Raw genomic sequence first — 26,695 nt, forward strand, 5'->3', positions numbered from 1 at the left:
TGCACTCTCCCGTTCAGGCATGTGCATGACTTTGCCCAGTCGTCATGCGTCACGTGCCGGACGGCTCCTGGGGGCCGGTCCCGGTGGAGGGCTTGCCGGGCGTCTTCTTCGCCGTCCTCCGGGTCGTCTTGCCGGTCGTCTTCGGCGTGGACCTCGCGCCGGGGCCGGTCTTCTCCCCGGAGGCCTCCGTCGCCGCGGCGGCCTCGGCGGCCTCGGGAACCGGCGCGGTGTCGGCGGCCTCGGCGACGGCCTCGGCGGACGCGGCACCCTTGGCCGTCTCGGAAGCGGTCGCCCCGGGGGCTTCCTCCGAGGCGTCTTCGGAGGCGGTCGCCTCGGAGGCCGCTTCGGAGGCGGTGCCCTTCGCGGCCGGCTCCTTCTCGACCGGCGGCTTCGCCTCGGTCACCGAAGCCTTCGCGTCGGCCGGCTTCTCCTCGCCCGCCGGCTCCTTCTCGGGCGCCGACTCCTTCTCGGCCGGACCGTCGGAGACGACCGCGTCCGGGACCAGTTCCGACGCCGCCTTCGCCGCCGACAGCAGGACCGTGTCCTGCGGGGCCTGGTCGGCGAAGTTCTCCGGGTGGTGGCAGGCCACCCGCTGGCCCGGCTTCAGCTCGATCAGCTGGGGCTCGGTCGTCCGGCAGATCTCCGTCGCCTTCCAGCAGCGGGTGTGGAACCGGCAGCCGGAGGGCGGGGCGATCGGGGACGGGACGTCGCCGCGCAGCAGGATGCGCTCGTTCTTCCGCCCCCGGCGCCTGGTGTCCGGCACCGGCACCGCCGACATCAGCGCCTTGGTGTACGGGTGCATCGGCGCCTCGTACAGCGAGGTGCGGTCGGCCAGCTCCACGATCTTGCCGAGGTACATCACCGCGATCCGGTCCGACACGTGCCGGACCACCGACAGGTCGTGGGCGATGATCACATAGGTCAGGCCCAGCTCCTGCTGGAGGTCGTCCATGAGGTTGACGACCTGCGCCTGGATCGACACGTCCAGCGCGGAGACCGGCTCGTCCGCCACCACCAGCTTCGGCTTCAGGGCGAGGGCGCGGGCGATGCCGATGCGCTGGCGCTGACCGCCGGAGAACTCGTGCGGGTAGCGGTTGTAGTGCTCGGGGCTGAGGCCGACCAGGGACAGCAGCCGCTGGACCTCCTTCTTGACCCCGCCCTCCGGCTCCACGCCCTGGAGCCGGAAGGGCGCCGAGACGATCGAGCCGATGGTGTGGCGGGGGTTCAGGGAGCCGTACGGGTCCTGGAAGATCATCTGGATGTCGCGGCGCAGCGGGCGCATCTGCCCGGCGCTGAGCCGCGTGATGTCCTGACCCTCGAAGGTGATCCTGCCGCCGGTCGGGTCCTGGAGGCGGGTGATGACCCGGCCCATGGTCGACTTGCCGCAGCCCGACTCGCCGACCACGCCCAGGGTCTCGCCCTTGCGCACCTCGAAGTCGAGGCCGTCGACGGCCTTCACGGCGCCGACCTGGCGCTGGAGGATGCCCTTCTTGATCGGGAAGTGCTTGGTCAGGCCCTCGACCCTGAGCAGCACCTCGCGGTCCGCCGAGCCCTCGGAGGCCGGCGTCTGCGGAGGGATCGCGGCCTCGTCCGTCTTCTTGGTCTCACTCACAGCTTCGGCGCAATCTCTTCGGTCCAGATCCGCTGGCGGTCCTCGGTCGGGAGGTGACAGGCGGACCAGTGCCCGGTGCTCACCTGCTCCAGCTCGGGGCGCACCGTGCGGGTGACATTCCCCTTGGGGATGTCCGCGTACGGGCAGCGCGGGTGGAAGGCGCAGCCCGAGGGGACGTTGATGAGGCTCGGCGGCTGGCCCTTGACCGGGATGAGCCGTTCGGACGTCTCGCGGTCGATGCGGGGCATCGAGCCGAGCAGGCCCCAGGTGTAGGGGTGCTGCGGCTGCTCGAAGACCTCGTCGGCCGGGCCGCGCTCCACGCACCGGCCGCCGTACATCACCAGGATCTCGTCGGCGATCTCGGCGACCACGCCGAGATCGTGGGTGATCATGACGACCGCGGAGCCGAACTCCTTCTGGAGGTCCCGGATCAGGTCGAGGATCTGCGCCTGGACGGTCACGTCGAGGGCGGTGGTCGGCTCGTCCGCGATGAGCAGCTCGGGGTTGTTCACCAGGGCCATGGCGATCATGGCGCGCTGGCGCATACCGCCGGAGAACTCGTGCGGGTAGCCGTCGACGCGCTTGGCGGGCTCGGGGATGCCGACCCGGTCGAGCATCTCGATGGCCCGGGTGCGGGCGACCTTCTTGCTGACGTCGTGGTGCACCCGGTAGGCCTCGACGATCTGGTCGCCGACCTTGTAGTAGGGGTGCATCGCGGACAGCGGGTCCTGGAAGATCATCGCCATCTCCCGGCCGCGCAGCCTGCGCACCTCGTCCGGGGAGGAGGAGATCAGTTCCTTGCCGTTCAGCCAGATCTCGCCGGACATCCGCACGTTCTTGCCGCGGGCGCCGAGCCGGTGCAGGCCCATGATGGCCAGCGAGGTCACCGACTTGCCGGAGCCGGACTCGCCCACGATGGCGAGGGTCTTGCCCTTCTCCAGCGAGAAGCTGACCCCGTCGACGGACTTGACCAGGCCGTCGTCGGTCGGGAAGTGCACCTTGAGGTCGCGGACCTCCAGGAAGGCTTCGGGGGCCTTGGCGGGGGCGGGCTCGCCCACCGCGGCACCGGTCTTGGAGAGTTCGGTCACGAGAGCCTCACCCGCGGGTCGGCGGCGGCGTAGAGCACGTCCACCACAAGATTTGCGATCACGACGAAGAAGGCGGCGAGCAGGGTCACGCCGAGGATCTTGGGCAGGTCGTTGTCGGTGATGCCCTGCACCGCGTACTCGCCGATGCCGTGCAGCGAGAACACCGACTCGGTGATCACGGCACCGCCGAGCAGCAGGCCGATGTCCATGCCGAAGACGGTGATGATCGGGGTGAGCGCGGAACGCAGTCCGTGCTTGACCACCACCCGGCGCTCGACCAGGCCCTTGGACCGGGCCGTGCGGATGAAGTCCTCGTTCATCGTCTCCAGCATCCCCGAGCGGGTCAGCCGGGCGTAGATGGCGGAGTACAGCAGGGCCAGCGAACACCAGGCCAGGAAAAGGGTGTTGGCCCACTGCGCCGGGTTCTCCGTGAGCGGGACGTAGGTGCGCCCGAAGATCGGGATCTGGACGGTGAAGAGCAGCTGCGCCAGCTTGCCCGTGAAGAACATGGGCAGCGAGACGCCGGCGAGCGCGACGCCCATGAAGGCGCGGTCGAAGAACGAGCGCGGCTTCAGCGCGGAGATCACGCCGACCACCACACCGGACAGGAGCCACAGCACGGCGGCGCCCACGGCCAGCGAGGCCGTGATCGGGATGCGGGAGGTCAGCTCCGGCCAGACCGCCTGGTGGTTCTTGAAGGAGTAGCCGAAGCACGGCGCGTCGCAGTGCACCGTGGTCGGGCCGAGGTCGTACGTGGCGCCGGCCACGATCCCCTTGATGAAGTGCCAGTACTGGACGTAGACGGGCTGGTCCAGACCGAGGTTGTGCTTGACCGCGGCGATGTCCGCCTTCGACGGGCTCTTGCCGATGTACTGCTGTGCCAGCTGGTCCGCCGTCTGGCCGGCGAGTCGCGGCAGCAGGAAGAAGATGGCGAAGGTGACCGCGGAGACGACCAGCAGCAGGATCACTGCCGCGAACGTCCGGCGGAGGATGTACGAGATCACGGGGGCCGGCGCTGGTGCCCGCGGGCCGGGGGGCCCGCGGACACCAATGCCTTCACCTGCCTTCCGGGGCTGCTACTTCGACGCGACGCCGATGTTGAGGTAGTCGTACTGACCGCTGAAGGCCGCCGTGGAAACCAGGTTGGTGTAGTTCTGCGGACGGCCCAGCAGGACCTTGAAGTAGGTCAGCGGGACGAGGACGGCGTCGTCCATGGTCTTCTTGTCGATCTGGCTGTAGAGGCTGTTGCGCTCGCCGGTGTCCTGGGTGGCGATCGCCTTGCCCAGCAGCTCGTTGACTTCCTTGCTGTCGTACTGCGACAGGTTGGTGCTGCCGGACTGGCTGATCGCCTTGCCGTTCAGGATCTGCTGCAGGAAGCCGTAGCCGGAGGGCCAGTCGGCACCCCACTGCATCATCATCAGGCCGACGTTCTGCTTCTGCGTGAACTTCGGCACGCCCGCGTAGTCCGTGAAGTACTTGCCGGACGGGTACTGCTTGAGGCTGGCGTTGATGCCGACCTTCTTCAGCGAGTTGATGATCGCGGTGGCGGCGTCGATCTCCTGCGGACGGTCCGAACGGGCCGTGATGTTGGTGGAGATCGAGGTCTCGCCGCAGGCCTTCAGCTGGTCCTTGGCCTTGGCGACGTCGCCCTTGCTGTCCTTGGTGGCGTAGACGTCGGCCTTGGCGTAGCCCGGGATGTCCGGGGGCAGGACGGTGGAGGCGATCTCACCGCGGACCGGCCCGCCCTCGGCGGTCTGCACCGAGACCTTGTCGATGGCGTACTGCACGGCCTTGCGGCACTCGGGCTTGTCGAACGGCTTCAGCTTGCTGTTGATCGCCAGGTAGACGAGACGGCCACCGTAGGTGTTGTCCGTGTTGGCCTTCTTGGCGGGGTCGGTGAGGATCTCGGCCTGGGTGGAGGCCTGGACACCGGTGCCGACCAGCTCGATGGCATTGCCGGCCGAGACGTCCTGGTCGATGGTCTCCGGGTTGACCTTCATCTTGACGACGATCTTGTCCGGCAGCTGCTTGCGCAGCGGGTCGGTCTTCGGGTCCCAGTTCTCGTTGCGCACGAACACGGCCTGCTTGCCGTCCTCGTAGCTCTGGAACTTGTACGAGCCGGAGGACAGGACGTGCTTGACGTAGTCGACGCCGGTGTCCTTCGACTGCGGCACCGGGGCCGTCTGCGGCGTGGCGACCAGGTAGTCGAACTCCTGGAAGGCCTGCTTCAGGTGGAAGACGATCGTGGTGTCGTCCGGGGTCTCGATGGAGGACAGGCCCTTGGGGTTCTTGTCCTTGTACGGGCCCTTGTACTTGTCGCCGTCGGCCATGAACTGCTGGAAGTAGTTCGGGCCGAGGGAGAGCACGTCACGCGCGAAGTTGGAGCGCTCGACGGCGTACTTGACGTCCTTCGAGGTGATCGGCGTGCCGTCCTCGTACTTCAGGCCCGCACGCAGCTTGTACGTCCAGGTCTTGCCGCCGTCGCTCGGCTGGCCCTTGCTCGCCGCGAGGTCCGGGACCAGGGTGTTGCCCTCGTCGCCGGCACCGGGCTTGAAGGTCATCAGCGGACGGGCGTACAGCCGGCTGAGGTTGTACATGTACGCGTAGTACGTGTTGCCCGGGTCGAAGGAGTCCGGGACGTCGGACATCTCGTAGGTGACCGTGCCACCCTTCTTGTCCGACGCGTTCACGACGCCCTTGGTCGCGGCGTTGGCCCCGGCCGACTTGGTGCCGTTCTCGTTGGTGTTGTCATCGGCCTTGCTGCAACCCGCAAGAAGCAGGCTGGCGGAGCCGATGGCCGCGATAGCGGCCAGCGCTGACCTTCGCATGATGGGCGCTTTCCCCTCCATTGATTGAAAACTTGTCGGGCTCTCGCGGCAGGCGTCAGCGGCTGCGCGGGTCGAGAGCGTCGCGGAGACCGTCACCGAGCAGGTTGAACGCCAGCACGGTGACGAAGATGGCGAGGCCCGGGACGATCATGTACTGGGGGTCGACCTGGTAGTAGGTGACCGCCTCGCGGAGCATGCCGCCCCAGGACGCCTGCGGGGGCTGGATGCCGACGCCGAGGAAGCTCAGCGACGCCTCGAAGATGATGTTGGTCGGGATCAGCAGCGTCGAGTAGACGATGATCGGGCCGACCAGGTTCGGCATCAGTTCCCGGAAGAGGATGTAGGGGGCCTTGGCGCCCATGCCCCGGGCCGCGTCGACGAACTCGCGCTCGCGCAGGGCGAGGGTCTGGCCGCGCACGATCCGGCCCAGATAGGGCCAGTTGAAGAAGCCGATGACGAAGATGAGCACGCTCAGGTGCAGCGGCAGTCCGTTGAGACCGAAGGCGCCGCCCTGGAGGGTGGCGGAGATGGCGATCGCGAAGAGCAGGAGGGGGAAGGCGAGGAAGGTGTCCATCAGCCGGCTGATGATCGAGTCCACCCGCCCGCCGTAGTAGCCCGCGATGACGCCCATGATCGCGCCGATGACGTTGGACAGGATGGTGGCGCCGAACGCGACCACCAGCGACACCCAGGAGCCCTCGAGGATGCGGGTGGCGATGTCCCGGCCGAACTTCGGGTCCACGCCGAGCGGGTGGTCCGCGCTCATGCCGCCCCAACTGCCCGTGGGCAGCGAGGTGTCCGGGGTGATCAGGTCCTGGTGGAAGGCGTTGGGGTCGAGGCCGAACAGGGCCTGGAGGGGACGGGAGAGGACGGCGAGGAGGATCAGCAGGATCACGATGACGCCACCGGCGACGGCGGCCTTGTCCTTCTTGAACCGGGTCCAGGCGATCTGGCCCAGGGAACGACCCTCGATCTGCCCCTTACCGGCACCCTCCAGCACAGCCTCCGGCTGCGCCTCGGCTGCCGCCCCGGTGGTCTCGATCGGTGCGGTCACGGTGAGCGACCCCTCTCGCCGGTGGTGACCGGCCTGCGCCTGCCGCGGATTGCGGCTTTGTCGACTTGCCATCGATCACGAGGCCCTCGGCCTCGCGTCTGAGTCGCGAGTCTTCAGCGTGGTTGTGATCACCCGCCAGAGCTGACGGCGAAAGTATGCGCAACCGTGATGCAGTGCGGGGGATTCCGTTATCCGAACAGTGGGTAACGGACCCCGGACGCGGGCCAGTTGGGACAGAACGGTGAATCTACGCGGTTCGGGAGGTTCGGCCGATGTCTACGCGCGCAGAAGCGTCCCGGTCCGATGGATTCTGCGTGTGCGTCAACAAGGCCGTCTCCGCAAGCGGTTGCTCAGTAGCCGCCGGGCGCGGGCGGATAGCCGTACCCGCCGGCCGGGGTCTGCGGCGGGGCCGGCACCTGGAGCGGGGACTGCGGTGGCACCGGGGCGTGCGCCTCGCGGTCGTAGAAGGGGCGCGCGTTGGCCCGCATCCACATCACCACCGGGTCGTGGGCGTCGGTCATGGCGACCGTCGAGACCGGCAGGCCCTCCGGGACCGCGCCGATGGACTGCTGCATCATGGCCCGCACCGAGTCGACCGCGGCGGGCGAGGTGTCGTACACGTCCAGGCCGATGGCGAGGTACGGCGCCCCGAGCGCGGGCTGCACCCAGGCGCGGCGCAGTGAGCGCAGCGCGGGGGTGCGGTGGGCGTTCTGCGCGAGCAGGGCGTAGAACTGCGGGATCTCGATGCCGGGCTCGGACAGGCGCAGCGGGCCGGCCGGCTGGCGGTCCAGACCGGTGGCGATGCGGCGCAGGTCCAGCCAGGGGATGCCGACGCCGCCTCCCGGGGCGTGCGGGTTGAGCCAGAGGCCGTAGTGGTCGGGGTAGAGGGTGCGGGCCACGTCCAGGCCGTCGGCCACCTCGTAGGAACGGTTCCAGCCGCTGGCCGACAGTTCCTGGGCGGAGGTCACGCCGGGGGCGTAGGGGAAGCCGTCCACCTCCATGTTCCCGTACTGGGCGTCCGGGGCGCCGGCCTGGCCGTGCCACAGGAGCATGAAGATCTGGCCGGAGGAGGGGGTGGCGAGGGCGCGCAGCAATGCCTCGTAGGCGTCGTAGCGTCCGGGCGTGACCTGGCGCAGCATGTGCTCGACGCTGCCGCTGTGGCTCGCGCTCACCTGATGAGCCCCTTCTTTGCTTGTGACCCGGCGTGTGAGCACAGCTTATGCGCCTACCAGCCCGGGGCCTTCGGTTCGATCGCGTGTGCGGGTGCGTGGAGGGTTCCCCGCGCCCCGCGGCGGAGCCGCATATCGGACACGGCCCCGCGTCCCCTCGGGGGCGCGTTCAGGGGCCGTATTGGTAGAAGGGGCGGACGTTCGTCTTCAGCCAGGTGGCCACCGGGTCGTCCGTCACGTCCAGGAGGACCAGGTTGACCGGCCACTTGACCGGGACCTCGGCCAGGGCCCTGCCGAGGGCCTGGAGAGGGAGGGCGCGCAGGTCGCCTTCCCACCGGGAGAGTTCGACGCCGACGAACAGCGCCGGGTCGGCCGTCTCGACGGCGGCCAGGCAGCGGCGGGCGGTGAGGACCACGCCGGTCCCGGTGAACTCGGCGGAGGCGGCGGCGAGGAAGTCGACCGGGTCGTCCTGCCAGTCGGGCTCGAAGAGGCGGACCCGGCCGCCGGTGCCCGGGCCGTCGAGCGGGGTGCGGCCCACCCGGCACAGCTCGGCCACCGCCTCGGGCGGCAGCGGTATGCCGACCACGCCCTCGGGGTTGACGACGATGCCCACCTGCGGGGGCAGACCGCGGGCGAACTCCACCGCCGGGGCGATGGTGTACGCCATGTGGGAGCCGGCCACCTGGCGCAGCTGTTCCTCGGAGCTGAACACCGGGACGTAGGTCTGGCCGCCGATGTCCAGCGTCGGCAGGTCCAGCGGGCCGCTGTCCGGGCTCCCGCCGCCCGGCAGCGGGATCCACAGGAGGCTGCGGCCGACGACCTCGACGATCCGGCCGCCCGCCGCGGGGATGCCGAGGGAGGCCGACAACACCTCCTCCAGCTCGTTGCCGGGCCAACCGCCGTGCGGGTGCGGGTGCGCCGGTGCCGGGAAGTCCGCGGGAAAGTCCGCCGGGAAGTCCATGTGCCTACCGCCTGCTGGGAACCACTGCTGTGACCATGAAGGCTAGCGGGTGGCACTGACAGCCCCTCACCGAGTGAAGCCGACGCGGGCGAGGACGTCCGCCGCGTCCCGGTCCAGCAGCACCGCCGCGCCGCACCCGGCGGGCAGCTCCCCCTTCTCCACCGCGCGCAGCAGCCGGGCCGTGGCGCGGCGGTGGCGGCGGAAGGCGTAGCGGGAGACGCCCCGGCCGCGCTCGCGCTGGCCCCGGCGGGCCGTCTCGGGGTCCACGTCGAGCAGCAGCAGGTGCAGGGTGCCGCCCCGGCGCCGGGCCGCGCGGGCCAGCCAGGCGCGCACCCACGGCTGGGTACCGCAGTCGTGCACGACCAGCCCCTCGCCGGTGCGCAGCGCCCGGCGCAGCCCGGCGTAGTGCGCGAGGCGGACCAGGGGGCGGTAGAGCGCGTACGGCAGTAAGCCGGGGACGCGGGCCTGGAAGCGGTCCCGGGTGTCCTGGGAGTCGACGCGGCGGCCGGCGACCGCGCGGTGCATCAGGGTGGACTTGCCGCTGCCCGGCAGCCCGGTGATCACCACCAGGTCGCGGGGGCCGAAGAGCAGGACGTGCGGGCTGCGGCCGGCCCGGTCGCGCAGATCGCGGACGACCGGCGCGGGGCGCTCCGCGCGGCGTTCCCGGGCCGCCGCGGCGGATGGTCCCGGAACCACCAGACCGGTGTGGGCGGCGTAGGCCGATGTCCTGTTCACCGTGATCGTCCTCCCCAGGGGCTCGGTCAATCCCATGCCCGTTCTGTGTAAAGGAAAGGTAATGGGAAACGGTCGGCGGTACGTGTGCGTACGGCCACAGGTCGGTCACAGGCGGCGCGCTCTGGATGGCCGGGGTGTGGCGTGCAATGATGAGGCCGCCAACTGCATACCGGCCGTTTGAATCCGCGCGGGAGAGTTCCCGGGCCCCCTCGGGGCCGCCTGGGGCGCCGAAGGAGCAAGTCCCTCCCTTGAATCTCTCAGGCCCCGTTACCGCGCGGGCGAGGCACATCTGAAAAGCGGGCCGCCGGCGACGGCGGCTCCACCCAAGGTGCAAGCCGTGATCGTCCCCGTGGCGGTGGCGGCGAACCTCTCAGGTTCCGATGACAGATGGGGAGGAACGTTCCTCGCCCCGTCCTTGTGCCCTGGGAGACGACCGACCGATGAGCAGTACCGAACTCCGCCATACCGCGCTCGACGCCGTGCACCGCTCGCTGGGCGCCACGATGACCGACTTCGCCGGCTGGGACATGCCCCTGCGCTACGGCTCCGAGCGCGACGAGCACACCGCCGTGCGCACCCGGGCCGGCCTGTTCGACCTCTCCCACATGGGCGAGATCACCGTGACCGGCGCCGAGGCCGCCGCCTTCCTGAACCACGCCCTGGTCGGCAACATCGCCTCCGTCGGTGTGGGCCGCGCCCGCTACACCATGATCTGCCGGGCCGACGGCGGCATCCTGGACGACCTGATCGTCTACCGGCTGGCGGAGACCGAGTACATGGTCGTGGCCAACGCCTCCAACGCCCAGGTGGTGCTGGACGCGCTCACCGAGCGGGCGGCCGGGTTCGCCGCCGAGGTCCGCGACGACCGGGACGCCTACGCGCTGATCGCGGTGCAGGGCCCCGAGTCCCCCGGCATCCTGAAGTCCCTGACCGACGCCGACCTGGACGGCCTGAAGTACTACGCCGGGCTGCCCGGCACGGTCGCCGGCGTCCCGGCGCTGATCGCCCGTACGGGGTACACCGGCGAGGACGGCTTCGAGCTGTTCGTGAAGCCGGAGCACGCCGTCGGCCTGTGGCAGGCGCTGACCGAGGCCGGCGAGGGCGTCGGTCTGGTCCCGTGCGGGCTGTCCTGCCGGGACACGCTGCGCCTGGAGGCGGGCATGCCGCTGTACGGGCACGAGCTGACCACCTCCCTGACCCCCTTCGACGCCGGGCTGGGCCGCGTGGTCAAGTTCGAGAAGGAGGGCGACTTCGTGGGCCGCGAGGCGCTGGCCGAGGCCGCCGCCCGGGCCGGGCAGAACCCGCCCCGGGTCCTGGTCGGGCTGGTCGCCGAGGGCCGCCGGGTGCCGCGCGCCGGGTACGCCGTGGTCGCGGGCGGCGAGGTGATCGGCGAGGTCACCTCCGGCGCCCCCTCCCCCACCCTGGGCAAGCCGATCGCCATGGCCTACGTCGACGCGGCGCACGCGGCGCCGGGCACGCCGGGCGTCGGCGTCGACATCCGGGGCACCCACGAGCCGTACGAGGTCGTGGCCCTGCCGTTCTACAAGCGCCAGAAGTAGCCGCCGGGCGCGCCCGCGCCCGCCCGGGGCCCCCGGCCGCGCGGCGGCGCGTGACCCTGCGCACATTCGCCCGCTCACCAGCGGTTTCCCCAGTCCCCCCGTCACCATCACTCCCGCGCGTACAGGAGAATTCAGGCCATGAGCAACCCCCAGCAGCTGCGCTACAGCAAGGAGCACGAGTGGCTGTCGGACGCCGAGGGCGGCGTCTCGACGGTCGGCATCACGGAGCACGCGGCCAACGCGCTCGGCGATGTCGTCTTCGTCGACCTCCCCGAGGTCGGCTCCACGGTGTCCGCGGGCGAGTCCTGCGGCGAGCTGGAGTCGACGAAGTCGGTCTCCGACCTGTACTCGCCGGTCACCGGTGAGGTCACCGAGGTGAACGAGGACGTCGTCAACGACCCCTCGCTGGTGAACTCGGCCCCCTTCGAGGGCGGCTGGCTGTTCAAGGTCCGCGTCACGGAGGAGCCGGCCGAGCTGCTCTCCGCGGACGAGTACACCGCCTTCACCGCCGGCTGAGGAGTCGTAGCGCCATGACTGTCCTGAACACGCCCCTGCACGAACTGGACCCGGAGATCGCCGCCGCGGTCGACGCCGAGCTGAACCGCCAGCAGTCGACGCTGGAGATGATCGCCTCCGAGAACTTCGCGCCGCTCGCGGTCATGGAGGCGCAGGGCTCGGTCCTCACCAACAAGTACGCCGAGGGCTACCCGGGCCGCCGCTACTACGGCGGCTGCGAGCACGTCGACGTGGCCGAGCAGATCGCCATCGACCGGGTCAAGGAGCTGTTCGGCGCCGAGTACGCCAACGTGCAGCCCCACTCCGGCGCCTCCGCGAACCAGGCGGCCCTGTTCGCGCTGGCCCAGCCCGGGGACACCATCCTCGGCCTGGACCTGGCGCACGGCGGCCACCTGACCCACGGCATGCGGCTGAACTTCTCCGGCAAGCAGTTCGACGTGGTCGCCTACCACGTGGACGCCGAGACCGGCCTGGTCGACATGGCCGAGGTGGAGAAGCTCGCCAAGGAGCACCGCCCCAAGGTGATCATCGCGGGCTGGTCGGCGTACCCGCGGCAGCTGGACTTCGCGGAGTTCCGCCGGATCGCCGACGAGACCGGCGCGTACCTGTGGGTCGACATGGCGCACTTCGCCGGACTGGTCGCCGCGGGGCTGCACCCGAACCCGGTCGAGCACGCCGACGTGGTCACCTCCACGACCCACAAGACGCTCGGCGGTCCGCGCGGCGGCATCATCCTCGCCAGGAAGGACTTCGCGAAGAAGCTGAACTCCTCCGTCTTCCCGGGCTTCCAGGGCGGTCCGCTGGAGCACGTGATCGCGGCCAAGGCCGTGTCCTTCAAGGTCGCGGCGGGCGAGGACTTCAAGGAGCGCCAGCGCCGCACGGTGGAGGGCGCCCGCATCCTCGCCGAGCGGCTGACCGCCGCCGACGCGCGCGAGGCCGGGGTGAACGTGCTGTCCGGCGGCACGGACGTGCACCTGATCCTGGTGGACCTGCGCGCGAGCGAGCTGGACGGGCAGCAGGCCGAGGACCGGCTGCACGAGGTCGGCATCACGGTCAACCGCAACGCCGTCCCGAACGACCCGCGCCCGCCGATGGTCACCTCGGGGCTGCGCATCGGCACCCCGGCGCTCGCCACCCGCGGCTTCACGGCCGAGGACTTCGCCGAGGTCGCCGACGTGATCGCCGAGACACTGAAGCCGTCCTACGACGCCGAGGCGCTCAAGGCACGCGTCAAGGCGCTCGCCGACAAGCACCCGCTGTACCCGGGTCTGAACAAGTAAGTCACCTTTCGCGGGGCACCGCGCACACTGGTAGTACCGGCGTGCGCGGTGCCCGCGCCCCTGTACCGCCCTTTTTGCACCACCCCGTCTTGAGGAGTCCTCCGTGGCCATCTCGGTCTTCGACCTGTTCTCGATCGGCATCGGCCCGTCCAGCTCCCACACGGTCGGCCCGATGCGCGCGGCGCGCATGTTCGCCCGCCGGCTGCGCAACGAGGGCCTGCTCGGCTCCGTCGCCTCCCTGCGCTGCGAGCTGTACGGCTCGCTCGGCGCGACCGGTCACGGCCACGGCACCCCGAGGGCGGTGCTGCTCGGCCTGGAGGGCGCCTCGCCGCGCACGGTGGACGTGGAGACGGCCGACGAGCGGGTGGAGAGGATCCGGCAGGCGAACCGCATCGCGCTGCTCGGCGAGCACGAGATCCCCTTCTCCTGCGACGACGACCTGGTCCTGCACCGCCGCAAGGCATTGCCCTACCACGCGAACGGCATGACCCTGTGGGCGTACGACGCCTCGGGCGCCGAGGTGCTGTCGAAGACGTACTACTCGGTCGGCGGCGGCTTCGTGGTGGACGAGGACGCGGTGGGCGCGGACCGGATCGTGCTGGACGACACGGTCCTGAAGTACCCGTTCCGCACGGGCGACGAGCTGCTGCGCCTGACGAAGGAGACGGGCCTGTCGATCTCCTCGCTGATGCTGGAGAACGAGCGGGCCTGGCGCACCGAGGAGGAGATCCGCGCCGGACTGCTGGAGATCTGGCGGGTGATGCGCGAGTGCGTGGGGCGGGGCATGTCCCGGGAGGGCATCCTGCCCGGCGGGCTGAAGGTGCGCCGCCGCGCGGCGGTCTCGGCCCGCCAGCTGCGCGCCGAGGGCGACCCGCTGGCGCACGCCATGGAGTGGATCACGCTCTACGCCATGGCGGTCAACGAGGAGAACGCGGCCGGCGGCCGGGTGGTGACCGCCCCCACGAACGGCGCGGCCGGCATCATCCCGGCGGTCCTGCATTACTACATCAACTTCGTGCCGGGCGCGGACGAGGACGGCGTGGTCCGCTTCCTCCTCGCCGCCGGCGCGATCGGCATGCTGTTCAAGGAGAACGCCTCCATCTCCGGCGCCGAGGTCGGCTGCCAGGGCGAGGTGGGCTCCGCCTGCTCCATGGCCGCGGGCGCGCTCGCCGAGGTGCTCGGCGGCTCCCCCGAGCAGGTGGAGAACGCGGCCGAGATCGGCATGGAGCACAACCTCGGCCTGACCTGCGACCCGGTCGGCGGCCTGGTGCAGATCCCGTGCATCGAGCGCAACGGCATGGCCGCGGTGAAGGCGGTCACGGCCGCGAAGATGGCGATGCGCGGCGACGGCTCCCACAAGGTCTCCCTCGACAAGGTCATCAAGACCATGAAGGACACCGGCGCCGACATGAGCGTGAAGTACAAGGAGACGGCGCGGGGCGGGCTGGCGGTGAACATCATCGAGTGCTGAACCGGTACGATTTTCGACCACGCCGTCACACATAGCTTTTTTTACGTCACCGAGGGCTACCATCGGTGACGTGATCGACCTGTACCCCGCGCTGTGGGGGCTGCTCGGCAGCAGTGTGGCCGAGGCGCTCAACCTCTCGGCGCTGATGCGTCCGACGGGTCCGCGCAGCCGCTGGCGCTGGCCCTGGCGCACTCGCGCCGACCGGCCGGTGATGCTGGTGGCCATCGGGCTGCGGCTGTTCGCCGGGTTCGGGCTCACCGCCGCGCTGGGCAATTCCGGTCAGCTGCCGAACGCGACCGCCGCGTTCGCCGTGGGGGTGACCACCCCGCTGGTCGTCGCGAAGTTCTTCCAGGCGATCCCGATCACCGGCGCGGGCGCGGGCCAGCAGCCCGAGCCCCCGCTGCCCACCGCCCGGCAGGCCGGCGCGGACGCGGAAGAGGCGCTGTCGCAGCCGAGGGGGTCCAGTGCTGCGAGCTGACAGCGCGCTCGGCCGTCTGGTGCTGGCGCTGGCCGTCCGCCCTGCCGACCCGCCGCCGGCGGCGCACGCGCGCCCCGGCACCCGGCTGAGCGCGGCCCTGGGGGCGCGCCCGGTGCCGCCCGCCGCGGCTGCCGCGCGGGCGCGGGCGCGGTACCGGCCGGCGGCCCGGGGGCGGTGGCTGCCGGGGCTGCTCACCACCTGGCTGATCGTCCTGACGTGTCTGACGGCCGCGGCGGTGCAGGAGGTGCTGCCCGGTCCCTGGCACGGAGGGCCGGGGCAGGTCCGGGCGCCCGCCCCGGAACACTGGCGGCTGACCGCCGCGGGGCGGCTCGGTCCGCGCGGCCGGGCCGAGGCGCTGGCCTTCACCCCGGACGGCCGGCTGCTGGTGACGGTCACCCGGTCCGCGGCCCGCACCTGGGACCTGTCGGATCCCGGACACCCGGCGCGGGTCCCCGTCGCCGGGGGCGTGCGCCGGGTGGAGGCCGTGACGACGAGTCCGGACGGCCGCACGCTGGTGGCGGCCGGGGGGCCGGACGCACGCGCGCTCGCCGTCGGCTCCGGGGCGACCCGGTGGTCCCTGGACGGCGCCCTGAGGGAGGTGAAGGCGGTGGCGGCGGGCCGGGACCGGGTCCTCTTCGCCGACTCGGGCGCGACCGGCTCGTCCCGGCTGGCCGAACTGCGCCTCGACCGGGGGCGGCCGCCGCGGCTGACCACCCTGAGCCGGTTTCACCAGGCGGTCGCGGCCGCCCAGTTCTCCTCCGACGGCCACACCCTCGCCGTCGCCGGTGCCGAGGGGTCGGTGCGGCTGTGGGACGTGTCGGATCCCCGGCACCCCGAGGCCGCGGGTCCCTCCTTCGGCGGTACCGGGGAGCGGACGACCGCGCTCGCCTTCAGTCCCGACGCCCGGCTGCTGGCCACCGTGGACGCGACGCGGACCGTGCGGCTGTGGGACGTCGCCGACCGGGCCGAACCGCGCCCGCTGGGCGGCCCGTTCGGTGACGCGGCCGAGCGTGTCACCGCGCTCGCCTTCAGCCCGGACGCCCGGCTGGTGGCCACCGTGGGGGCCGACGGGACGGCGAGTCTGTGGTGGCGTTCGTCCGGCACGCGGGCCGCTGTTCCCCCGGGGGCTACCGCGCGATGATCGATCCGCCCCGCGCCGGGCAACGACAACGACTGCGAGGCCGCCAGGACACCGAGTGAGCTGTACGGCAAGAGCCGTAACCACGACCTCGGCAGCTGTCTGGACCACCTGGACGACATGGCCGTCTGGAACCGACTCCGCCCCGGCCGTCCGCCGGCCGTCGTCAAGGCGGAGATGGAGGTGGGCTCCAACAACAAGGCGGGCACGGGGCCGGACGGGTCCGGCACGCCACGTTCCGGCTCCGGACCGAAGGTTCCGGCCACGGACGCACAGGGCACAACCCCTGCATGCTCCATGGCATCGACGTCAGCGCCTTCCAGTCCTCCTCCTACGCCACGGACGGCCTCTCCTTCGTCTTCATCAAGGCGACGGAGGGCCGTTCGTACGTCAACCCCAGACTCGCGGCCCAGACCAAGCGCGGGCGCGACGCGGGCCTGGTCGTCGGCTTCTACCACTTCCTGTGGCCGGGCCATCTCAGCGCCCAGGCCGATTACTTCCTGCGCCACGCCCCGGACCGGCCCGGCGACGTCCTCGCCGTCGACTGGGAGAACACCGGCGAGGGGACGCACGCGAGCAACGCGGAGAAGGACCGCTTCATCCGCAGGCTCAAGGAGCTGCGGCCGGACAACCGGGTCGTGCTCTACTGCAACCGCCACTTCTGGCTGAACATCGACACCACGTCCTACGCCGGGGACGGGCTGTGGATCGCCGACTACGTCACCGCGGGCAAGCCCCGCGTCAAGGCCAAGTGGCGGTTCCACCAGTACACCAGCGAGCCCCACGACAAGAACGTGGCCCGTTTCGCGGAGAAGGACGACCTGCGCGACTGGGCCACGCCCTGAGGGCCGGGCGGCGGGCTTGTCAGTACCGGAAGTCCGCCGGGCGCTGCGCGGACGCCTCCGACAGGGCCGCCCGTACCGCGTCCGCGCCGGCCCGCAGGCCGTAGACCGGGGTGTCGGGCTGCTGGCGCCAGGAGTCGTCGATGCCGCCGGCGTCGACCGTGTCGAAGCCGAGTTCGTCGATCAGGGCGCGCACCTTCGCCTTGGCGGCCTCGTCGTCCCCGGCGACGGGGAGCGCCATCCGGTCGGGGTGGCCGGCGGGCAGCGGGCGGTCGAGGATGTCCTGGGCGTAGGTGCCGTTGAACGCCTTGATCACGGGGCGGCCGAGGTGCCGCTCGACCCAGCGGCTCTCGGTCAGGCCGTCGTCCTCGATGGCGTCGATCCGGCCGTCGCGCTGCTTGGGGTAGTAGTTGTTGGTGTCGATCACCGCGGCTCCCTCGGCCGCCCCGTCGAGCAGGCCGGCGGGGAGGTCCGGGACCGCCTTGAGCGGGACGGTGACGACGACGACCTCGGCGCCCTCGGCCGCCTCCTCGGCGCGCACCGGGGTGGCGCCGGTCTCCGCCGCCAGGTCCTTCAGGGTCTCGGGGCCGCGCGAGTTGGCGACGGAGACGTCGTGGCCGAGGGCGGTGAGCCGCCGGGTGAGGTTGCCGCCGATGTTTCCCGCGCCGATGATGCCGATCTTCATGGCCGACCTTCCGGATAATTCATGCGCGTGCATGCTTCTGCCGTCCGGGTGAACCACGCGGGCCGTCGGCCTATTCCGGTCCCGCGCCGGACGGGTGAGCGGGCCGTGTGCCGGGTGCCCTCAGACCCGTACGACGATCTTGCCCGTGTGCGTGTTGGACTCCATCAGCCGGTGGGCGTCCGCCATCCGGTCCAGGCCGTCGAAGACCTCGCCGACCACCGGGCGCAGCGTGCCGTCGGCCAGGCCCGCCGCGAGGTAGTGGGAGGCACGGCGGCGGCCCTCCGGGGAGCCGGTGAGGGTGAGGTTGTTGTAGCCGTGGACGGTCAGCGGCCAGCGCGTCGGCAGTTCGGCTGGGCGCTCGGACAGCCAGCCCTGGTGGCGGATGACCACGGCGGACCGGCTGCTCCGCCACGACGACCTCTCCCTCCGGGAGATCGCCGAACGCACCGGCTACACCTCGGAGTTCGCCTTCGCCAAGGCGTTCAAACGCGAGTTCGGGACGCCTCCGGGCCGGCACCGCAGGGCGGCTGCGGCGGGATGAGCCGGCGGGCGGCCCCGACGATCGTCAGGGCGCCGGCGTCGCCCCCTCGCTCCCCGCCCGCAGCAGCCCCAGGGTCGACTCCAGTTCGGCGTGCAGGGTGCTCGCCGCCGTCTCCGGGTCGGCGGCGATGACGGCCTCGATCAGTCCCGTGTGGGTGTGGTCCCCGGTGCCGGGGTCGGCTTCGCGCAGGCGGGTGAGGTCCAGGAGGCTGATCAGGCCCTCGCGCAGGACGGGGACGAACTCGGCGAACAGGTCGGTCAGCACCGGGTTGTGGGCGGCGTCGACCACGGCCGCGTGCAGGGCGATGTCGGCCTCCACGAAGGCCGCGTCATCGGCGGTGACGGCCCTGCGGCGGCCCTCCAGCACGGCCCGCAGTGCCGTGATGTCCTCGGGGGTGCGGCGGCGCGCGGCGAGCCGCGCGGCCTGGACCTCGACGCCCATGCGGACCTCGTAGACGTCGGTGACCGCGGCCCGGCGCAGCCGTGCGGGCCAGTCGGCGACGGGCTCGGTGGCGGTGACGAAGACCCCGGCGCCGTGCCGGGGCCGGACCAGGCCGGCGCCGGCGAGGGCGCGCAGGGCCTCGCGGACCGTGGAGCGGCCCACCCCCAGCTCCCTGGCCAGCGTGGTCTCGCCGGGCAGCTTGCCGCCGACCGGCCAGTGTCCGGCCGCGATCTGTTCGCGCAGGCGCTGCGCGGCCTGTTCGACCAGCGGGCTGGGGCGGAGGGCACCGAGCGGCATCGACGTCACCAACTTGTCCGGGAGGCAGGGGGCTTGCGCAACGATTCTCACTTGTCTGAGGAGCTGAGGAGTCGCTAGCGTACCCCGCATGATCCGCGGTCTGCTTCTTCTCGGCTGCCGCGGCGGGGTCTGACGCGACCGGCGCCCCGCCGCGGGGCTCCGTGCCGCCGGTCACCGTCCGACCGAGCCGAAGGCCACAGCCGACGATGACCACCGCCCCACCCGTCTGGAACCCGCAGCGGCCCAGCCGCATGCCGTACCACCGCTACCGCCCCTACCAGGACCGCGTGCGCGTCCCGGCCGGCGACCGCCGCTGGCCCTCCGCCCGCGTCGAGCGCGCCCCGCTGTGGGTCCCCGTCGACCTGCGCGACGGCAACCAGGCGCTCGCCGAGCCGATGGACACGCCCCGCAAGCGCCGCTTCTTCGATCTGCTGGTGGCGACCGGCTTCAAGGAGATCGAGGTCGGCTACCCCTCCGCCAGCCGCACGGACTTCGACTTCGTCCGGCACCTCGTGCGCGACGGCGCCGTGCCGGACGACGTGACGCCCGTGGTGTTCACGCCCGCCCGCACCGACCTGATCGACCGGACCTTCGACGCGATCGCCGGGCTGCCCCGGGCCGTCGTCCACCTGTACATCGCGACCTCGCCGGTGTGGCGGGACGTGGTGCTCGGGCGGAGCCGGGCCGAGGTGTGGCGGACCGTGCGGGAGGCGGCCGGGCACATGGCGCGACGCGCCGGTGACACGCCCGGTGTCCGCTTCCAGTTCTCCCCCGAGACCTTCAACCTCACCGAACCCGACTTCGTGCTGGAACTGTGCGACGGGCTCACCGGGCTGTGGGACGCGAGCCCCGACCGGCCGGTGATCCACAATCTGCCGGCCACGGTGGAGATCTCCACCCCGAACGTCTACGCCGACCAGATCGAGTACATCCACCGCAACCTGTCCCGGCGGCGGTCCGTCATCCTCTCCGTCCACCCGCACAACGACCGCGGCACGGGCGTGGCCTGCGCCGAACTCGCCGTGCTGGCCGGGGCGCAGCGGGTGGAGGGCTGCCTGTTCGGCAACGGCGAGCGCACCGGCAACGTCGACCTGGTGACCCTCGCCCTCAACCTCTACGCCCAGGGCGTCGACCCGATGGTGGACCTCGGCGACATCGACGCCGTACGGGAGACGGTGGAGCACTGCAACCGGCTCCCCGTGCACCCCCGGCACCCGTACGCCGGCGAGCTGGTCCACACCGCGTTCTCCGGCACCCACCAGGACGCGATCAGCAAGGGGCTGGCCCACCACGCCCGGCGGGCGGCCGAGGCGGGGCTGAGCGAGCGGGAGGCGCCGTGGGAGGTGCCGTACCTGCCGGTCGACCCGGCCGACCTCGGGCGGTCCTACGAGGCGGTGATCCGCGTCAACTCCCAGTCCGGCAAGGGCGGAGTGGCGTATCTGCTGAACCGGCACGCGGGGATCGACCTGCCGCCGGACATGCGGCCGGAGTTCGCGCGGATCGTGCAGGAGGCGACGGACGACAGCGGACGGGAGGCCACCCCCAAGGAGCTGTACGAGCTGTTCCGGGCGGTCTACCTGACCGAGGGGGCGGTACGGCTGCACGCCTGGTCCGCGCACGAGGAGGCGCCCGGCGTCCACCGCTTCGTCTGCACCCTGGAGGCCGGCGACCGCGTCGGCGACCACGAGGGCACGGGCGCCGGTGTGGCGACGGCGTTCGCCGACGCGCTGGCCGGCGCCGGGCTCGCGGTGGAGATCCTGGACTTCGCCCAGGACGCGACGGCGTCCTTCGCCAAGTGCCGGGTCGCCGGGGTCACGGCCTGGGGCGCGGGCACGGGCCCGTCGGCCGGGGTGCGGGCGGTGCTGTCCGCGGTGAACCGGGCGGTGCGGTGAGGGAGGTACTGCGCGCCGAGGACGTCCATGTCGTCCGGGACGGGCGGCCCCTGCTCCAGGAGGTGTCGCTGACCGTGCGGTCCGGTGAGCACTGGGCGCTGCTCGGCGCGAACGGCGCGGGCAAGTCCACGCTGCTCGGGCTGCTCGGCGCGGTGGTGCATCCGACCCGGGGCACGGTGGAGGTGCTCGGGCACCGGCTGGGCCGGGTGGACCTGCGTCGGCTGCGGGCGCTGATCGGTCATGTCGACCCGCGCCATCCGCTGGCCTCGCCGCTGCGGGTGCGGGACGTGGTGCTGACCGGGGCGACGAACTCCGTCGAGCCGGTCCCCCGGTGGCGGCCCGCCCCGGAGCAGCTGGAGCGGGCCGAGGCGCTGCTGGCCACGCTGGGGCTGGACGCGCTGCGGGACGCCCGGTGGCCGACGCTGTCCCAGGGGCAGCGCGGCCGGACGCTGATCGCGCGGGCACTGATGCCCGAGCCGCGGCTGCTGCTCCTGGACGAGCCGGCGACCGGCCTGGACCTGCCCGGCCGGGAACGGCTGCTCGAGGCGCTGGAGAAGGTGCGGGCGGAGCGTCCGGAGCTGGCGACGGTGCTGGTCACGCACCATCTGGAGGAGTTGCCGGCGGGCACCACGCACGCCGTGCTGCTGCGCGCGGGCCGGGTGCTGGCCTCGGGTCCGGTCGACTCGGTGCTCACCGGTGACCGGGTCGGCGCGTGCTTCGGGCTCCCGCTGGCGCTCCGGCGGCACGAGGGCCGCTGGAGCGTGCGGATCCGGCGCACGCGGTGACCGTGTGACGAAGGGGGTGCCCGGTCCGCCCGGGGCGGGGCACCCCCTGCCGCAACGGGGTCACTTGTTCAGGTAGGACCAGAACTCGTCGAACGACAGGACCTTGTCGCCGTTGAGGTCGCGGGACTTGATGATGGCCTCCGCGACCGTGTCGGTGACGTTCCAGTCACCCTGCTGTGCCAGGGCGGACTTGAACTCCGCGGCGGTGATGAATCCGTCACCGTCCGCGTCGATCCGCTGGAACTGCTTGCGTGCTTCCTCGATGTCCGCCACCGATCCGCCCCTTTTGCTCGTGTTTCTCATGCCGTACTGGCGTACTAACGCTGGTCAGATTAACGGCCCGCACGAGCACGGAGTGCGGCGACCACCCAGGCGAAGTCCTCGGCGTGCGGTGGGGCGGGCTGCCGGTTCACCACGGCGAGCGGTTCCCGGTAGCGGGCCACGCGCTCGGCGAAGCCCGCCGTCATGCGCTCCAGCGCATCGGCCCGGTCGGCGTCGCCGAACAGCTCCTCCAGCACCTCCTCCGCGCCGGGGTCCGTGGGGTCGATGCCGCGCTCACGGGCGGGAGCCGCCAATCTCCACGAGCCGCTTGGCGAACCACAGGCTCCGCCCGCGCGGCTCACCGGGCCGCCGGTCGGCCGCGTTGAACTCGACGGCCCGGCGCACCTGCGCCCGGAACGCGGGGTCCTGGAGCATCTCCGCCAGCTCCACCCAGGTCGTCCACCTCCTCGGGCGTGGGGTCCTCCGCCGGGTGGACGGCGGTGCGCCGGATCCGCTCCCGGACGTCGGGGTCCGCGGTGTCCAGTCCGTGCAGCGTCTCCGCCACGAACTCCTCCGTGATCCGCTGTCGTTCGGCGGCGGACAGCCGTGCGAGCTTGTTCACGAGTGTCGTCTCCCCTGCCTCGGCGCCCGTTCGGGCCACGGCGTGCGTGGCCGCGACCTGGGCCACGGTCCGCTCGCCGGCCGGCACCGTGCGGATCTCGCCCAGGCCGGGCCCCAGTTCGCGCAGGGTGCGGATCAGCTCCAGCCGGGCGGCGCTCGCGGTGTCGTAGAGTCGGTAGCCGCCGGCCGAGCGGGTGACCGGGGCGAGTACGCCCTCGTCGGACCAGTAGCGGATGGTGCGCACGCCGAGGCCGGTGGCCCGGGCCAGGTCGCCGATGGTGAACAGCCTGGTGCCGTCGTCGTTCATGGCTGGGAGTCTGTGCCTTCCAGTGGGTGGAGACTCAAGAGGGGGCGGGGCGTTGGAGACCTTGCGGGACGTGCTCGACGCGGCGGCGGCGGGCGTCTTCCCGCCGGCCGACGGGGGGACGACGGTCGTGGCGCAGCCCTCGCCCCGGGACGCCGGTGTGCTGTCCTTCACCGCGCACACGGTGGTGTTCACCGACGAGGACCCGGGGTGGGTGGAGGAGGCGCTGCGCGCGGCGGACTGCGATCCGCTCGCCGCGTCGCTCAACCCGCGCTTCCTGACGGCCCTGCTGGACCGGACCGGGCGCACGGCCGAGACGGTCGACGCGCTGCTGGTGGGCGAACCGCTGCCGGGTGAGCCGGCGTGCGCGCTGCGGGAGGTCGAGGATCCCGGGCACCCCCGGATCGCCTACGCCCGCCGGCGCCGGGACGAGGTGCGGGCCTGGACGGCCGACGGCGGAGTACTGGTGATGGGACGCGGGGTCGCCGGGCGGCTGGAGGTGTCGGTCGAGGTGGACGCCGGCGCCCGGCACCGGGGGCTCGGGCGGCTGCTGGTGACCGCCGCCCGGCAGCTGGCCGGGGAGCCGCTGTGGGCACAGGTCGCGCCGGGAAACGCCCGCAGCCTGCGGGTCTTCCAGGCGGCCGGGTACCGGCCGGTGGGCGCGGAGCTGCTGCTCCGGCGGAAGACGCCGGCGGGGCCGGGCCGGTAGCGACGCGACTGGGGCGCGGCACGGCCGTGACGGCGACGCGGCCAGGACGGCGACACGACCGGAAGGGCAGCACAGCCAGGAAGGACGACACGACCGGGAGGGCGGCACGGCCGGAAGGGCAGCACAGCCGGGAGGGCAGCACAGCCGGGAGGGCAGCACAGCCGGGAGGGCGACACGGCAGGGACGGCGACACAGCCGGGACGGCGACACAGCCGGGGAGTCGACACGGCCGGGACGGCAGCACGACCGGAAGGGCCAACGGCCAGAAGGGCCAACGGCCGGAAGGCAACGCGGCCGGCAGGCAACGCGGCCGGAAGACAGCACGGCCGGAAGACAGCACGGCCGCAAGGCAGCACGGCCGCAAGGGCGACACAGCCGGGACGGTGACACAGCCGGGGAATCGACACAGCCGGAACGGCAGCACGACCGGAAGGGCCACACGACCAGAAGGGCCACACGACCAGAAGGGCCACACGGCCGGCAGGGCGGCGCCGGCGTGCGGCCCGCCGTCGGCTCCGGTCCGGGTCTACCGGTCGGCGACCCGCATCTCGAACCACGTGGTCTTGCCGCGCGGCAGCAGGTCCACGCCCCACCGGTCGGAGAGCTTGTCCACGAGGAACAGTCCGCGACCGCTGACGTCCGTCTCCTGCACCGGCATCAGACAGGGCAGGCCGCGCGAGGGGTCGCGGACCTCCACCCGGATCCAGCCGGGGCGGCGCCGCATGCGCAGGCCGAAGACGCGGGCGCCGGTGTGCCGTACGGCGTTGCCGACGAGTTCCGACACCAGCAGTACGGCGTCCTCGGTGAGTCTGGGGCCGAGCCGCCAGGTGCGCAGGATCACGACCTGGGCGAGCCGGCGGGCGGTGGCCGCGGATTCCGGGCGGGAGGGCAGCGGGATCTCCGCCTCCGTCGGGTCGCCGAACAGTTCGAGCGCTTTGAGCGCTTGTTCGTCCTCGACCGCGGGCGACCAGCGTGCCGCGGCTGCACGGCCGTGTCCCCGCGGCTGTTCGTTGCCCTCCAGCCCCGCCATGCCCCCATGATGGCCGTCCCGAGCCGTCTTCGGGGGCGTTCCGGAGGAATACCCCGCCCGGGCATCTTTCTTCCGGCCTTGTCCGGCGGCATATGCCGCCGGCATGGCGAGGTCCGGCAGAGCCACCCTGACCTGCGGCGACGGCCCAGTTTCCGGCAAGCGTCGGACTCCCTCGGCGACGCGGTTCCCCGGCTGCCCCAAGGCTCCCACGAACCGCCCCAACGGGGGACCCGGGAATAAGACAACGCGTCAATTGCCCACGGCACGCACCGGCCGGCGGGCGGACGCACCGGCCCGCCGGCCGTGTGTCACCCAGCCGTCAGGCGAACTTCGCCTTGCCCGGTCCCTCTTCCACGAAGCTGCGCATGCCCCGCTCCCGGTCCTCGGTGGCGAACAGGCCCGCGAACCAGTTGCGTTCCACGGCGAGCCCGGTGTCGAGGTCGGTCTCCAGTCCGGTGTCGACGGCCTCCTTGGCCGCGCGCAGCGCGATGGCCGGGCCCTTGGCGAGCCGCGCGGCCCAGGCGTGCGCCTGCTCGTACACCTCGGCGGCCGGGACGACCCGGTCCACCAGGCCGATCGCCAGGGCCTCGTCGGCCTTGACCTGACGGCCCGTGAAGATGAGGTCCTTGGCCCGGGAGGGGCCGATCAGCCGGGGCAGCCGCTGGGTGCCGCCGGCGCCCGGGATCAGCCCGAGCAGGATCTCGGGCTGGCCGAGCCTGGCGTTGTCGGCGGCGATGCGGTAGTCGGCGCACAGGGCCAGTTCGCAGCCGCCGCCGAGCGCGTAGCCGGTGACGGCCGCGACGACGGGCTTGGGGATGCGGGCCACGGCGGTGAAGGCGTCCTGCAGGGCACGGGCGCGCCGGATCATCCCGGCGTGGTCCATGTCCTGCATCTCCTTGATGTCCGCGCCGGCCGCGAACACCCGCTCGCCGCCGTAGAGGACCACGGCGCGCACCTCGTCCCGGCGGCCGGCCTCCTCGGCCAGTTCCTTCAGCCGGTCCTGGGTGGCGATGTCCAGCGCGTTCATCGGGGGCCGGTCCAGCCGCAGGGTGCCGACGCCTTCGGCGACTTCGAGAGTGACGGTCATGGGGCTCAGGTTAACGGTGACTAACGCGGACGGGCCCGGTGCCGTAGGTCACAGCACCGGGCCCGTCACGATGTCAGCGCGGGCTCACTTCTTCCATTCCGCCCAGGACATGTTCCAGCCGTTGAGGCCGTTGTCCGGGGCCACCGTGGCGTCGTGGCTGTTCTTGACGACCACCACGTCGCCGACCATCGAGTGGTTGAAGAACCAGGCCGCCGGGACGGAGCCGTCGTAGCCGCCGCGCACGTCGCGCAGGCCCACGCAGCCGTGGCTGGCGTTGTAGTTGCCGAAGGCGTCGCCGCCCCAGTAGTTGCCGTGGAGGAAGGTGCCGGAGGTGGTCAGCCGGATGGCGTGCGGGACGTCCTTGATGTCGTACTCGCCGCCGTAGCCGACGGTCTCGCCGTTCATGCGGGTGACGGTGAGCTTCTCGCTCATGACCATCTGGCCGTTCCAGGTGTCGTAGCCGGGCTTGCCGGTGGTGACCGGGATGGTCTTGACGACCTTGCCGTCCTGGGTGACCTTCATCGTGTGCTTCTTGGCGTCCACCACGGAGACCTGGTTGCGGCCGATGGTGAACCGCACGGTCTTGCGCTGCTTGCCGTAGACGCCCTCACGGCCCTCGACGCCGTCCAGGTCGAGGTCGACGGTGACCTTGGTGCCGGCCTTCCAGTACTTCTCGGGGCGGAAGTCCAGGCGGTCGTTGCCGAACCAGTGGCCCTCGACGTCCACGGCGGGCTCGGTCTTGATGCGCACGGCCTTCTCGACGGCCTCGGGGTGTGTGATGCCCCGGGTGAAGCGTATGGAGAACGGCATGCCGACGCCGACGGTGGAGCCGTCCTCGGGGGTGAAGTAGCCCACGAAGGTGTTCTTCGGCGTCAGCGTGGTGAAGCTGGAGTCCTCGGCGGCCTCGCGGCCCTCGGAGTCCTTGGCGACCGCGTGCACCGTGTACTTGGTGCCGGCGGCCAGATGGGCCGACGGCGTCCAGGACGCGCCGCCCCCGGTGACGGCGCCCTCGACCTCGGTGCCCTTCTCGTCCTTGACGGTGACCTCGGTCAGCTTGCCCCCGGAGACGCCGACCTCGAGCGCGCCGCTGGTGTCCACGCCGGTGGCACCGGGCTTGGGCGCGATGCTGACCGCGGCCGTGGACTGCCCGTCCCGCGCTCCCCCCTTGCCCTTCCCCTCGCCGGAACCGGCCCCGGAGCCGCCGCCCCCGCCGCACGCGGCGAGCGACAGCACCAGGGCCCCGGCTATGACCGCCAGTCCCCCACGGCCCCGCCGCCTCCTGGCCGACGCCCCCGGTACAGGCCGCATGTT

The 26,695-nt window shown here is 72.0% G+C and carries 25 protein-coding genes, 2 pseudogenes and 2 riboswitches; of the genes and pseudogenes, 11 read left to right on the forward strand and 16 right to left on the reverse strand.

The features are described 5' to 3' along the window. Nucleotides 1-49: 49 nt before the first annotated feature. The 8 genes from ACZ4W9_RS31320 to ACZ4W9_RS31355 all read right to left on the reverse strand — a co-directional run bounded on the left by ACZ4W9_RS31320 (nt 50) and on the right by ACZ4W9_RS31355 (nt 9,447). On the reverse strand, nt 50-1,612 hold the full coding sequence (locus ACZ4W9_RS31320) for an ABC transporter ATP-binding protein (protein ID WP_467941407.1): 1,563 nt from the start codon (nt 1,610-1,612) through the stop codon (nt 50-52). Continuing rightward, nucleotides 1,609-2,700: an ABC transporter ATP-binding protein gene (locus ACZ4W9_RS31325; protein WP_467941408.1), complete on the reverse strand. Its 1,092-nt coding sequence runs from the start codon at nt 2,698-2,700 to the stop codon at nt 1,609-1,611. The genes ACZ4W9_RS31320 and ACZ4W9_RS31325 overlap by 4 nt, the downstream gene beginning before the upstream one ends. Next, complete coding sequence (locus ACZ4W9_RS31330; RefSeq protein ID WP_467941409.1) at nt 2,697-3,704, reverse strand: ABC transporter permease; 1,008 nt, start codon at nt 3,702-3,704, stop codon at nt 2,697-2,699. Before ACZ4W9_RS31330 ends, ACZ4W9_RS31325 begins: the two co-directional genes overlap by 4 nt. Before the next feature lie 72 nt (nt 3,705-3,776). Then, entirely contained in the window at nt 3,777-5,528 is a 1,752-nt protein-coding gene (locus ACZ4W9_RS31335) for an ABC transporter substrate-binding protein (protein ID WP_467941410.1), read from the reverse strand. A gap of 55 nt (nt 5,529-5,583) precedes the next feature. Further along, nucleotides 5,584-6,582, reverse strand: a complete 999-nt coding sequence (locus tag ACZ4W9_RS31340; RefSeq protein ID WP_467941412.1) for an ABC transporter permease — start codon at nt 6,580-6,582, stop codon at nt 5,584-5,586. A 350-nt stretch (nt 6,583-6,932) separates the two neighbouring features. Further along, nucleotides 6,933-7,721 carry an enhanced serine sensitivity protein SseB C-terminal domain-containing protein gene (locus tag ACZ4W9_RS31345; RefSeq protein ID WP_467941457.1) on the reverse strand — a complete coding sequence of 263 codons (789 nt, stop codon included), beginning with the start codon at nt 7,719-7,721 and terminating at the stop codon, nt 6,933-6,935. 199 nt (nt 7,722-7,920) lie between these two features. Then, a complete protein-coding gene (locus ACZ4W9_RS31350; RefSeq protein WP_467941414.1) occupies nt 7,921-8,712 on the reverse strand; it encodes an enhanced serine sensitivity protein SseB in 792 nt (263 codons plus the stop codon). A gap of 66 nt (nt 8,713-8,778) precedes the next feature. Continuing rightward, nucleotides 8,779-9,447 (reverse strand): AAA family ATPase, encoded by a 669-nt coding sequence (locus ACZ4W9_RS31355; RefSeq protein WP_467941415.1) that lies wholly within the window; start codon nt 9,445-9,447, stop codon nt 8,779-8,781. Between the two features lie 178 nt (nt 9,448-9,625). Continuing rightward, nucleotides 9,626-9,730, forward strand: a riboswitch (glycine riboswitch). Beyond that, nucleotides 9,731-9,844, forward strand: a riboswitch (glycine riboswitch). Nucleotides 9,845-9,887: 43 nt separating this feature from the next. On the opposite strand from ACZ4W9_RS31355, the gene gcvT reads away from it, so the two are divergent. The 7 genes from gcvT (at nt 9,888) to ACZ4W9_RS31390 (ending at nt 16,734) form a co-directional block, all read left to right on the forward strand. Beyond that, the gene (gene gcvT, locus ACZ4W9_RS31360; protein WP_467941416.1) at nt 9,888-11,006 is read left to right on the forward strand and encodes a glycine cleavage system aminomethyltransferase GcvT; all 1,119 of its coding nucleotides are present in this window, start codon (nt 9,888-9,890) and stop codon (nt 11,004-11,006) included. Between the two features lie 138 nt (nt 11,007-11,144). Next, nucleotides 11,145-11,522: a glycine cleavage system protein GcvH gene (gcvH, locus tag ACZ4W9_RS31365; RefSeq protein WP_467941418.1), complete on the forward strand. Its 378-nt coding sequence runs from the start codon at nt 11,145-11,147 to the stop codon at nt 11,520-11,522. A 14-nt stretch (nt 11,523-11,536) separates the two neighbouring features. Continuing rightward, a complete protein-coding gene (gene glyA / locus ACZ4W9_RS31370) occupies nt 11,537-12,802 on the forward strand; it encodes a serine hydroxymethyltransferase (protein WP_467941419.1) in 1,266 nt (421 codons plus the stop codon). 103 nt (nt 12,803-12,905) lie between these two features. Then, nucleotides 12,906-14,273, forward strand: coding sequence for an L-serine ammonia-lyase (locus ACZ4W9_RS31375; RefSeq protein ID WP_467941420.1), 1,368 nt, complete (start codon nt 12,906-12,908; stop codon nt 14,271-14,273). A gap of 70 nt (nt 14,274-14,343) precedes the next feature. Continuing rightward, nucleotides 14,344-14,751, forward strand: coding sequence for a hypothetical protein (locus ACZ4W9_RS31380; protein ID WP_189756669.1), 408 nt, complete (start codon nt 14,344-14,346; stop codon nt 14,749-14,751). Beyond that, nucleotides 14,738-15,892: a WD40 repeat domain-containing protein gene (locus tag ACZ4W9_RS31385; protein WP_467941422.1), complete on the forward strand. Its 1,155-nt coding sequence runs from the start codon at nt 14,738-14,740 to the stop codon at nt 15,890-15,892. Before ACZ4W9_RS31380 ends, ACZ4W9_RS31385 begins: the two co-directional genes overlap by 14 nt. Before the next feature lie 287 nt (nt 15,893-16,179). Beyond that, nucleotides 16,180-16,734 carry a glycoside hydrolase family 25 protein gene (locus ACZ4W9_RS31390; RefSeq protein ID WP_467941423.1) on the forward strand — a complete coding sequence of 185 codons (555 nt, stop codon included), beginning with the start codon at nt 16,180-16,182 and terminating at the stop codon, nt 16,732-16,734. Between the two features lie 19 nt (nt 16,735-16,753). Here the strand turns inward: ACZ4W9_RS31390 and ACZ4W9_RS31395 are convergent, their stop codons facing one another. After that, entirely contained in the window at nt 16,754-17,449 is a 696-nt protein-coding gene (locus ACZ4W9_RS31395) for an NADPH-dependent F420 reductase (protein WP_467941425.1), read from the reverse strand. 87 nt (nt 17,450-17,536) lie between these two features. Next, nucleotides 17,537-17,863 (reverse strand): zinc-binding dehydrogenase, encoded by a 327-nt coding sequence (locus ACZ4W9_RS31400; protein WP_467941426.1) that lies wholly within the window; start codon nt 17,861-17,863, stop codon nt 17,537-17,539. Between ACZ4W9_RS31400 and ACZ4W9_RS31405 the strand changes: the two are divergent. Then, nucleotides 17,790-17,957, forward strand: a pseudogene (locus ACZ4W9_RS31405) (helix-turn-helix domain-containing protein); the annotation flags it as partial. The gene ACZ4W9_RS31400 and the pseudogene ACZ4W9_RS31405 overlap by 74 nt on opposite strands. Before the next feature lie 24 nt (nt 17,958-17,981). Here ACZ4W9_RS31405 and ACZ4W9_RS31410 read toward each other — a convergent pair. Continuing rightward, on the reverse strand, nt 17,982-18,695 hold the full coding sequence (locus tag ACZ4W9_RS31410; protein ID WP_467941427.1) for a FadR/GntR family transcriptional regulator: 714 nt from the start codon (nt 18,693-18,695) through the stop codon (nt 17,982-17,984). Between the two features lie 206 nt (nt 18,696-18,901). On the opposite strand from ACZ4W9_RS31410, the gene ACZ4W9_RS31415 reads away from it, so the two are divergent. Then, entirely contained in the window at nt 18,902-20,587 is a 1,686-nt protein-coding gene (locus ACZ4W9_RS31415; protein ID WP_467941429.1) for a 2-isopropylmalate synthase, read from the forward strand. Next, nucleotides 20,584-21,372 (forward strand): ABC transporter ATP-binding protein, encoded by a 789-nt coding sequence (locus ACZ4W9_RS31420; RefSeq protein WP_467941430.1) that lies wholly within the window; start codon nt 20,584-20,586, stop codon nt 21,370-21,372. Before ACZ4W9_RS31415 ends, ACZ4W9_RS31420 begins: the two co-directional genes overlap by 4 nt. Nucleotides 21,373-21,432: 60 nt before the next feature. Here ACZ4W9_RS31420 and ACZ4W9_RS31425 read toward each other — a convergent pair whose 3' ends face one another. Both ACZ4W9_RS31425 and ACZ4W9_RS31430 read right to left on the reverse strand, forming a co-directional pair. Beyond that, entirely contained in the window at nt 21,433-21,645 is a 213-nt protein-coding gene (locus tag ACZ4W9_RS31425) for an EF-hand domain-containing protein (protein WP_467941458.1), read from the reverse strand. A gap of 59 nt (nt 21,646-21,704) precedes the next feature. After that, nucleotides 21,705-22,561: pseudogene (locus tag ACZ4W9_RS31430) on the reverse strand (MerR family transcriptional regulator). Between the two features lie 52 nt (nt 22,562-22,613). On the opposite strand from ACZ4W9_RS31430, the gene ACZ4W9_RS31435 reads away from it, so the two are divergent. Beyond that, nucleotides 22,614-23,267, forward strand: a complete 654-nt coding sequence (locus ACZ4W9_RS31435) for a GNAT family N-acetyltransferase (RefSeq protein ID WP_467941431.1) — start codon at nt 22,614-22,616, stop codon at nt 23,265-23,267. A gap of 526 nt (nt 23,268-23,793) precedes the next feature. Here ACZ4W9_RS31435 and ACZ4W9_RS31440 read toward each other — a convergent pair. The 3 genes from ACZ4W9_RS31440 to ACZ4W9_RS31450 all read right to left on the reverse strand — a co-directional run bounded on the left by ACZ4W9_RS31440 (nt 23,794) and on the right by ACZ4W9_RS31450 (nt 26,692). Continuing rightward, a complete protein-coding gene (locus ACZ4W9_RS31440; protein ID WP_467941433.1) occupies nt 23,794-24,402 on the reverse strand; it encodes an ATP-binding protein in 609 nt (202 codons plus the stop codon). A 214-nt stretch (nt 24,403-24,616) separates the two neighbouring features. Next, nucleotides 24,617-25,384, reverse strand: a complete 768-nt coding sequence (locus ACZ4W9_RS31445; RefSeq protein ID WP_467941434.1) for an enoyl-CoA hydratase/isomerase family protein — start codon at nt 25,382-25,384, stop codon at nt 24,617-24,619. Between the two features lie 84 nt (nt 25,385-25,468). After that, on the reverse strand, nt 25,469-26,692 hold the full coding sequence (locus ACZ4W9_RS31450; RefSeq protein ID WP_467941435.1) for a L,D-transpeptidase: 1,224 nt from the start codon (nt 26,690-26,692) through the stop codon (nt 25,469-25,471). Nucleotides 26,693-26,695 lie beyond the last annotated feature (3 nt).

The organism is Streptomyces sp. NPDC029296, from assembly GCF_055569255.1.

Coding starts and splice junctions, on each gene's coding strand:
- gcvH (WP_467941418.1), top strand. CDS start 11,145: ATGAGCAACCCCCAGCAGCTGCGCTACAGCAAGGAGCACGAGTGGCTG.
- ACZ4W9_RS31410 (WP_467941427.1), bottom strand. CDS start 18,695: ATGCCGCTCGGTGCCCTCCGCCCCAGCCCGCTGGTCGAACAGGCCGCG.
- ACZ4W9_RS31440 (WP_467941433.1), bottom strand. CDS start 24,402: ATGCCGGCGGCATATGCCGCCGGACAAGGCCGGAAGAAAGATGCCCGG.
- ACZ4W9_RS31335 (WP_467941410.1), bottom strand. CDS start 5,528: ATGCGAAGGTCAGCGCTGGCCGCTATCGCGGCCATCGGCTCCGCCAGC.
- glyA (WP_467941419.1), top strand. CDS start 11,537: ATGACTGTCCTGAACACGCCCCTGCACGAACTGGACCCGGAGATCGCC.
- ACZ4W9_RS31395 (WP_467941425.1), bottom strand. CDS start 17,449: ATGCACGCGCATGAATTATCCGGAAGGTCGGCCATGAAGATCGGCATC.
- ACZ4W9_RS31450 (WP_467941435.1), bottom strand. CDS start 26,692: ATGCGGCCTGTACCGGGGGCGTCGGCCAGGAGGCGGCGGGGCCGTGGG.
- ACZ4W9_RS31445 (WP_467941434.1), bottom strand. CDS start 25,384: ATGACCGTCACTCTCGAAGTCGCCGAAGGCGTCGGCACCCTGCGGCTG.
- ACZ4W9_RS31350 (WP_467941414.1), bottom strand. CDS start 8,712: ATGGACTTCCCGGCGGACTTTCCCGCGGACTTCCCGGCACCGGCGCAC.
- ACZ4W9_RS31345 (WP_467941457.1), bottom strand. CDS start 7,721: ATGCTGCGCCAGGTCACGCCCGGACGCTACGACGCCTACGAGGCATTG.
- ACZ4W9_RS31390 (WP_467941423.1), top strand. CDS start 16,180: ATGCTCCATGGCATCGACGTCAGCGCCTTCCAGTCCTCCTCCTACGCC.
- gcvT (WP_467941416.1), top strand. CDS start 9,888: ATGAGCAGTACCGAACTCCGCCATACCGCGCTCGACGCCGTGCACCGC.
- ACZ4W9_RS31415 (WP_467941429.1), top strand. CDS start 18,902: ATGACCACCGCCCCACCCGTCTGGAACCCGCAGCGGCCCAGCCGCATG.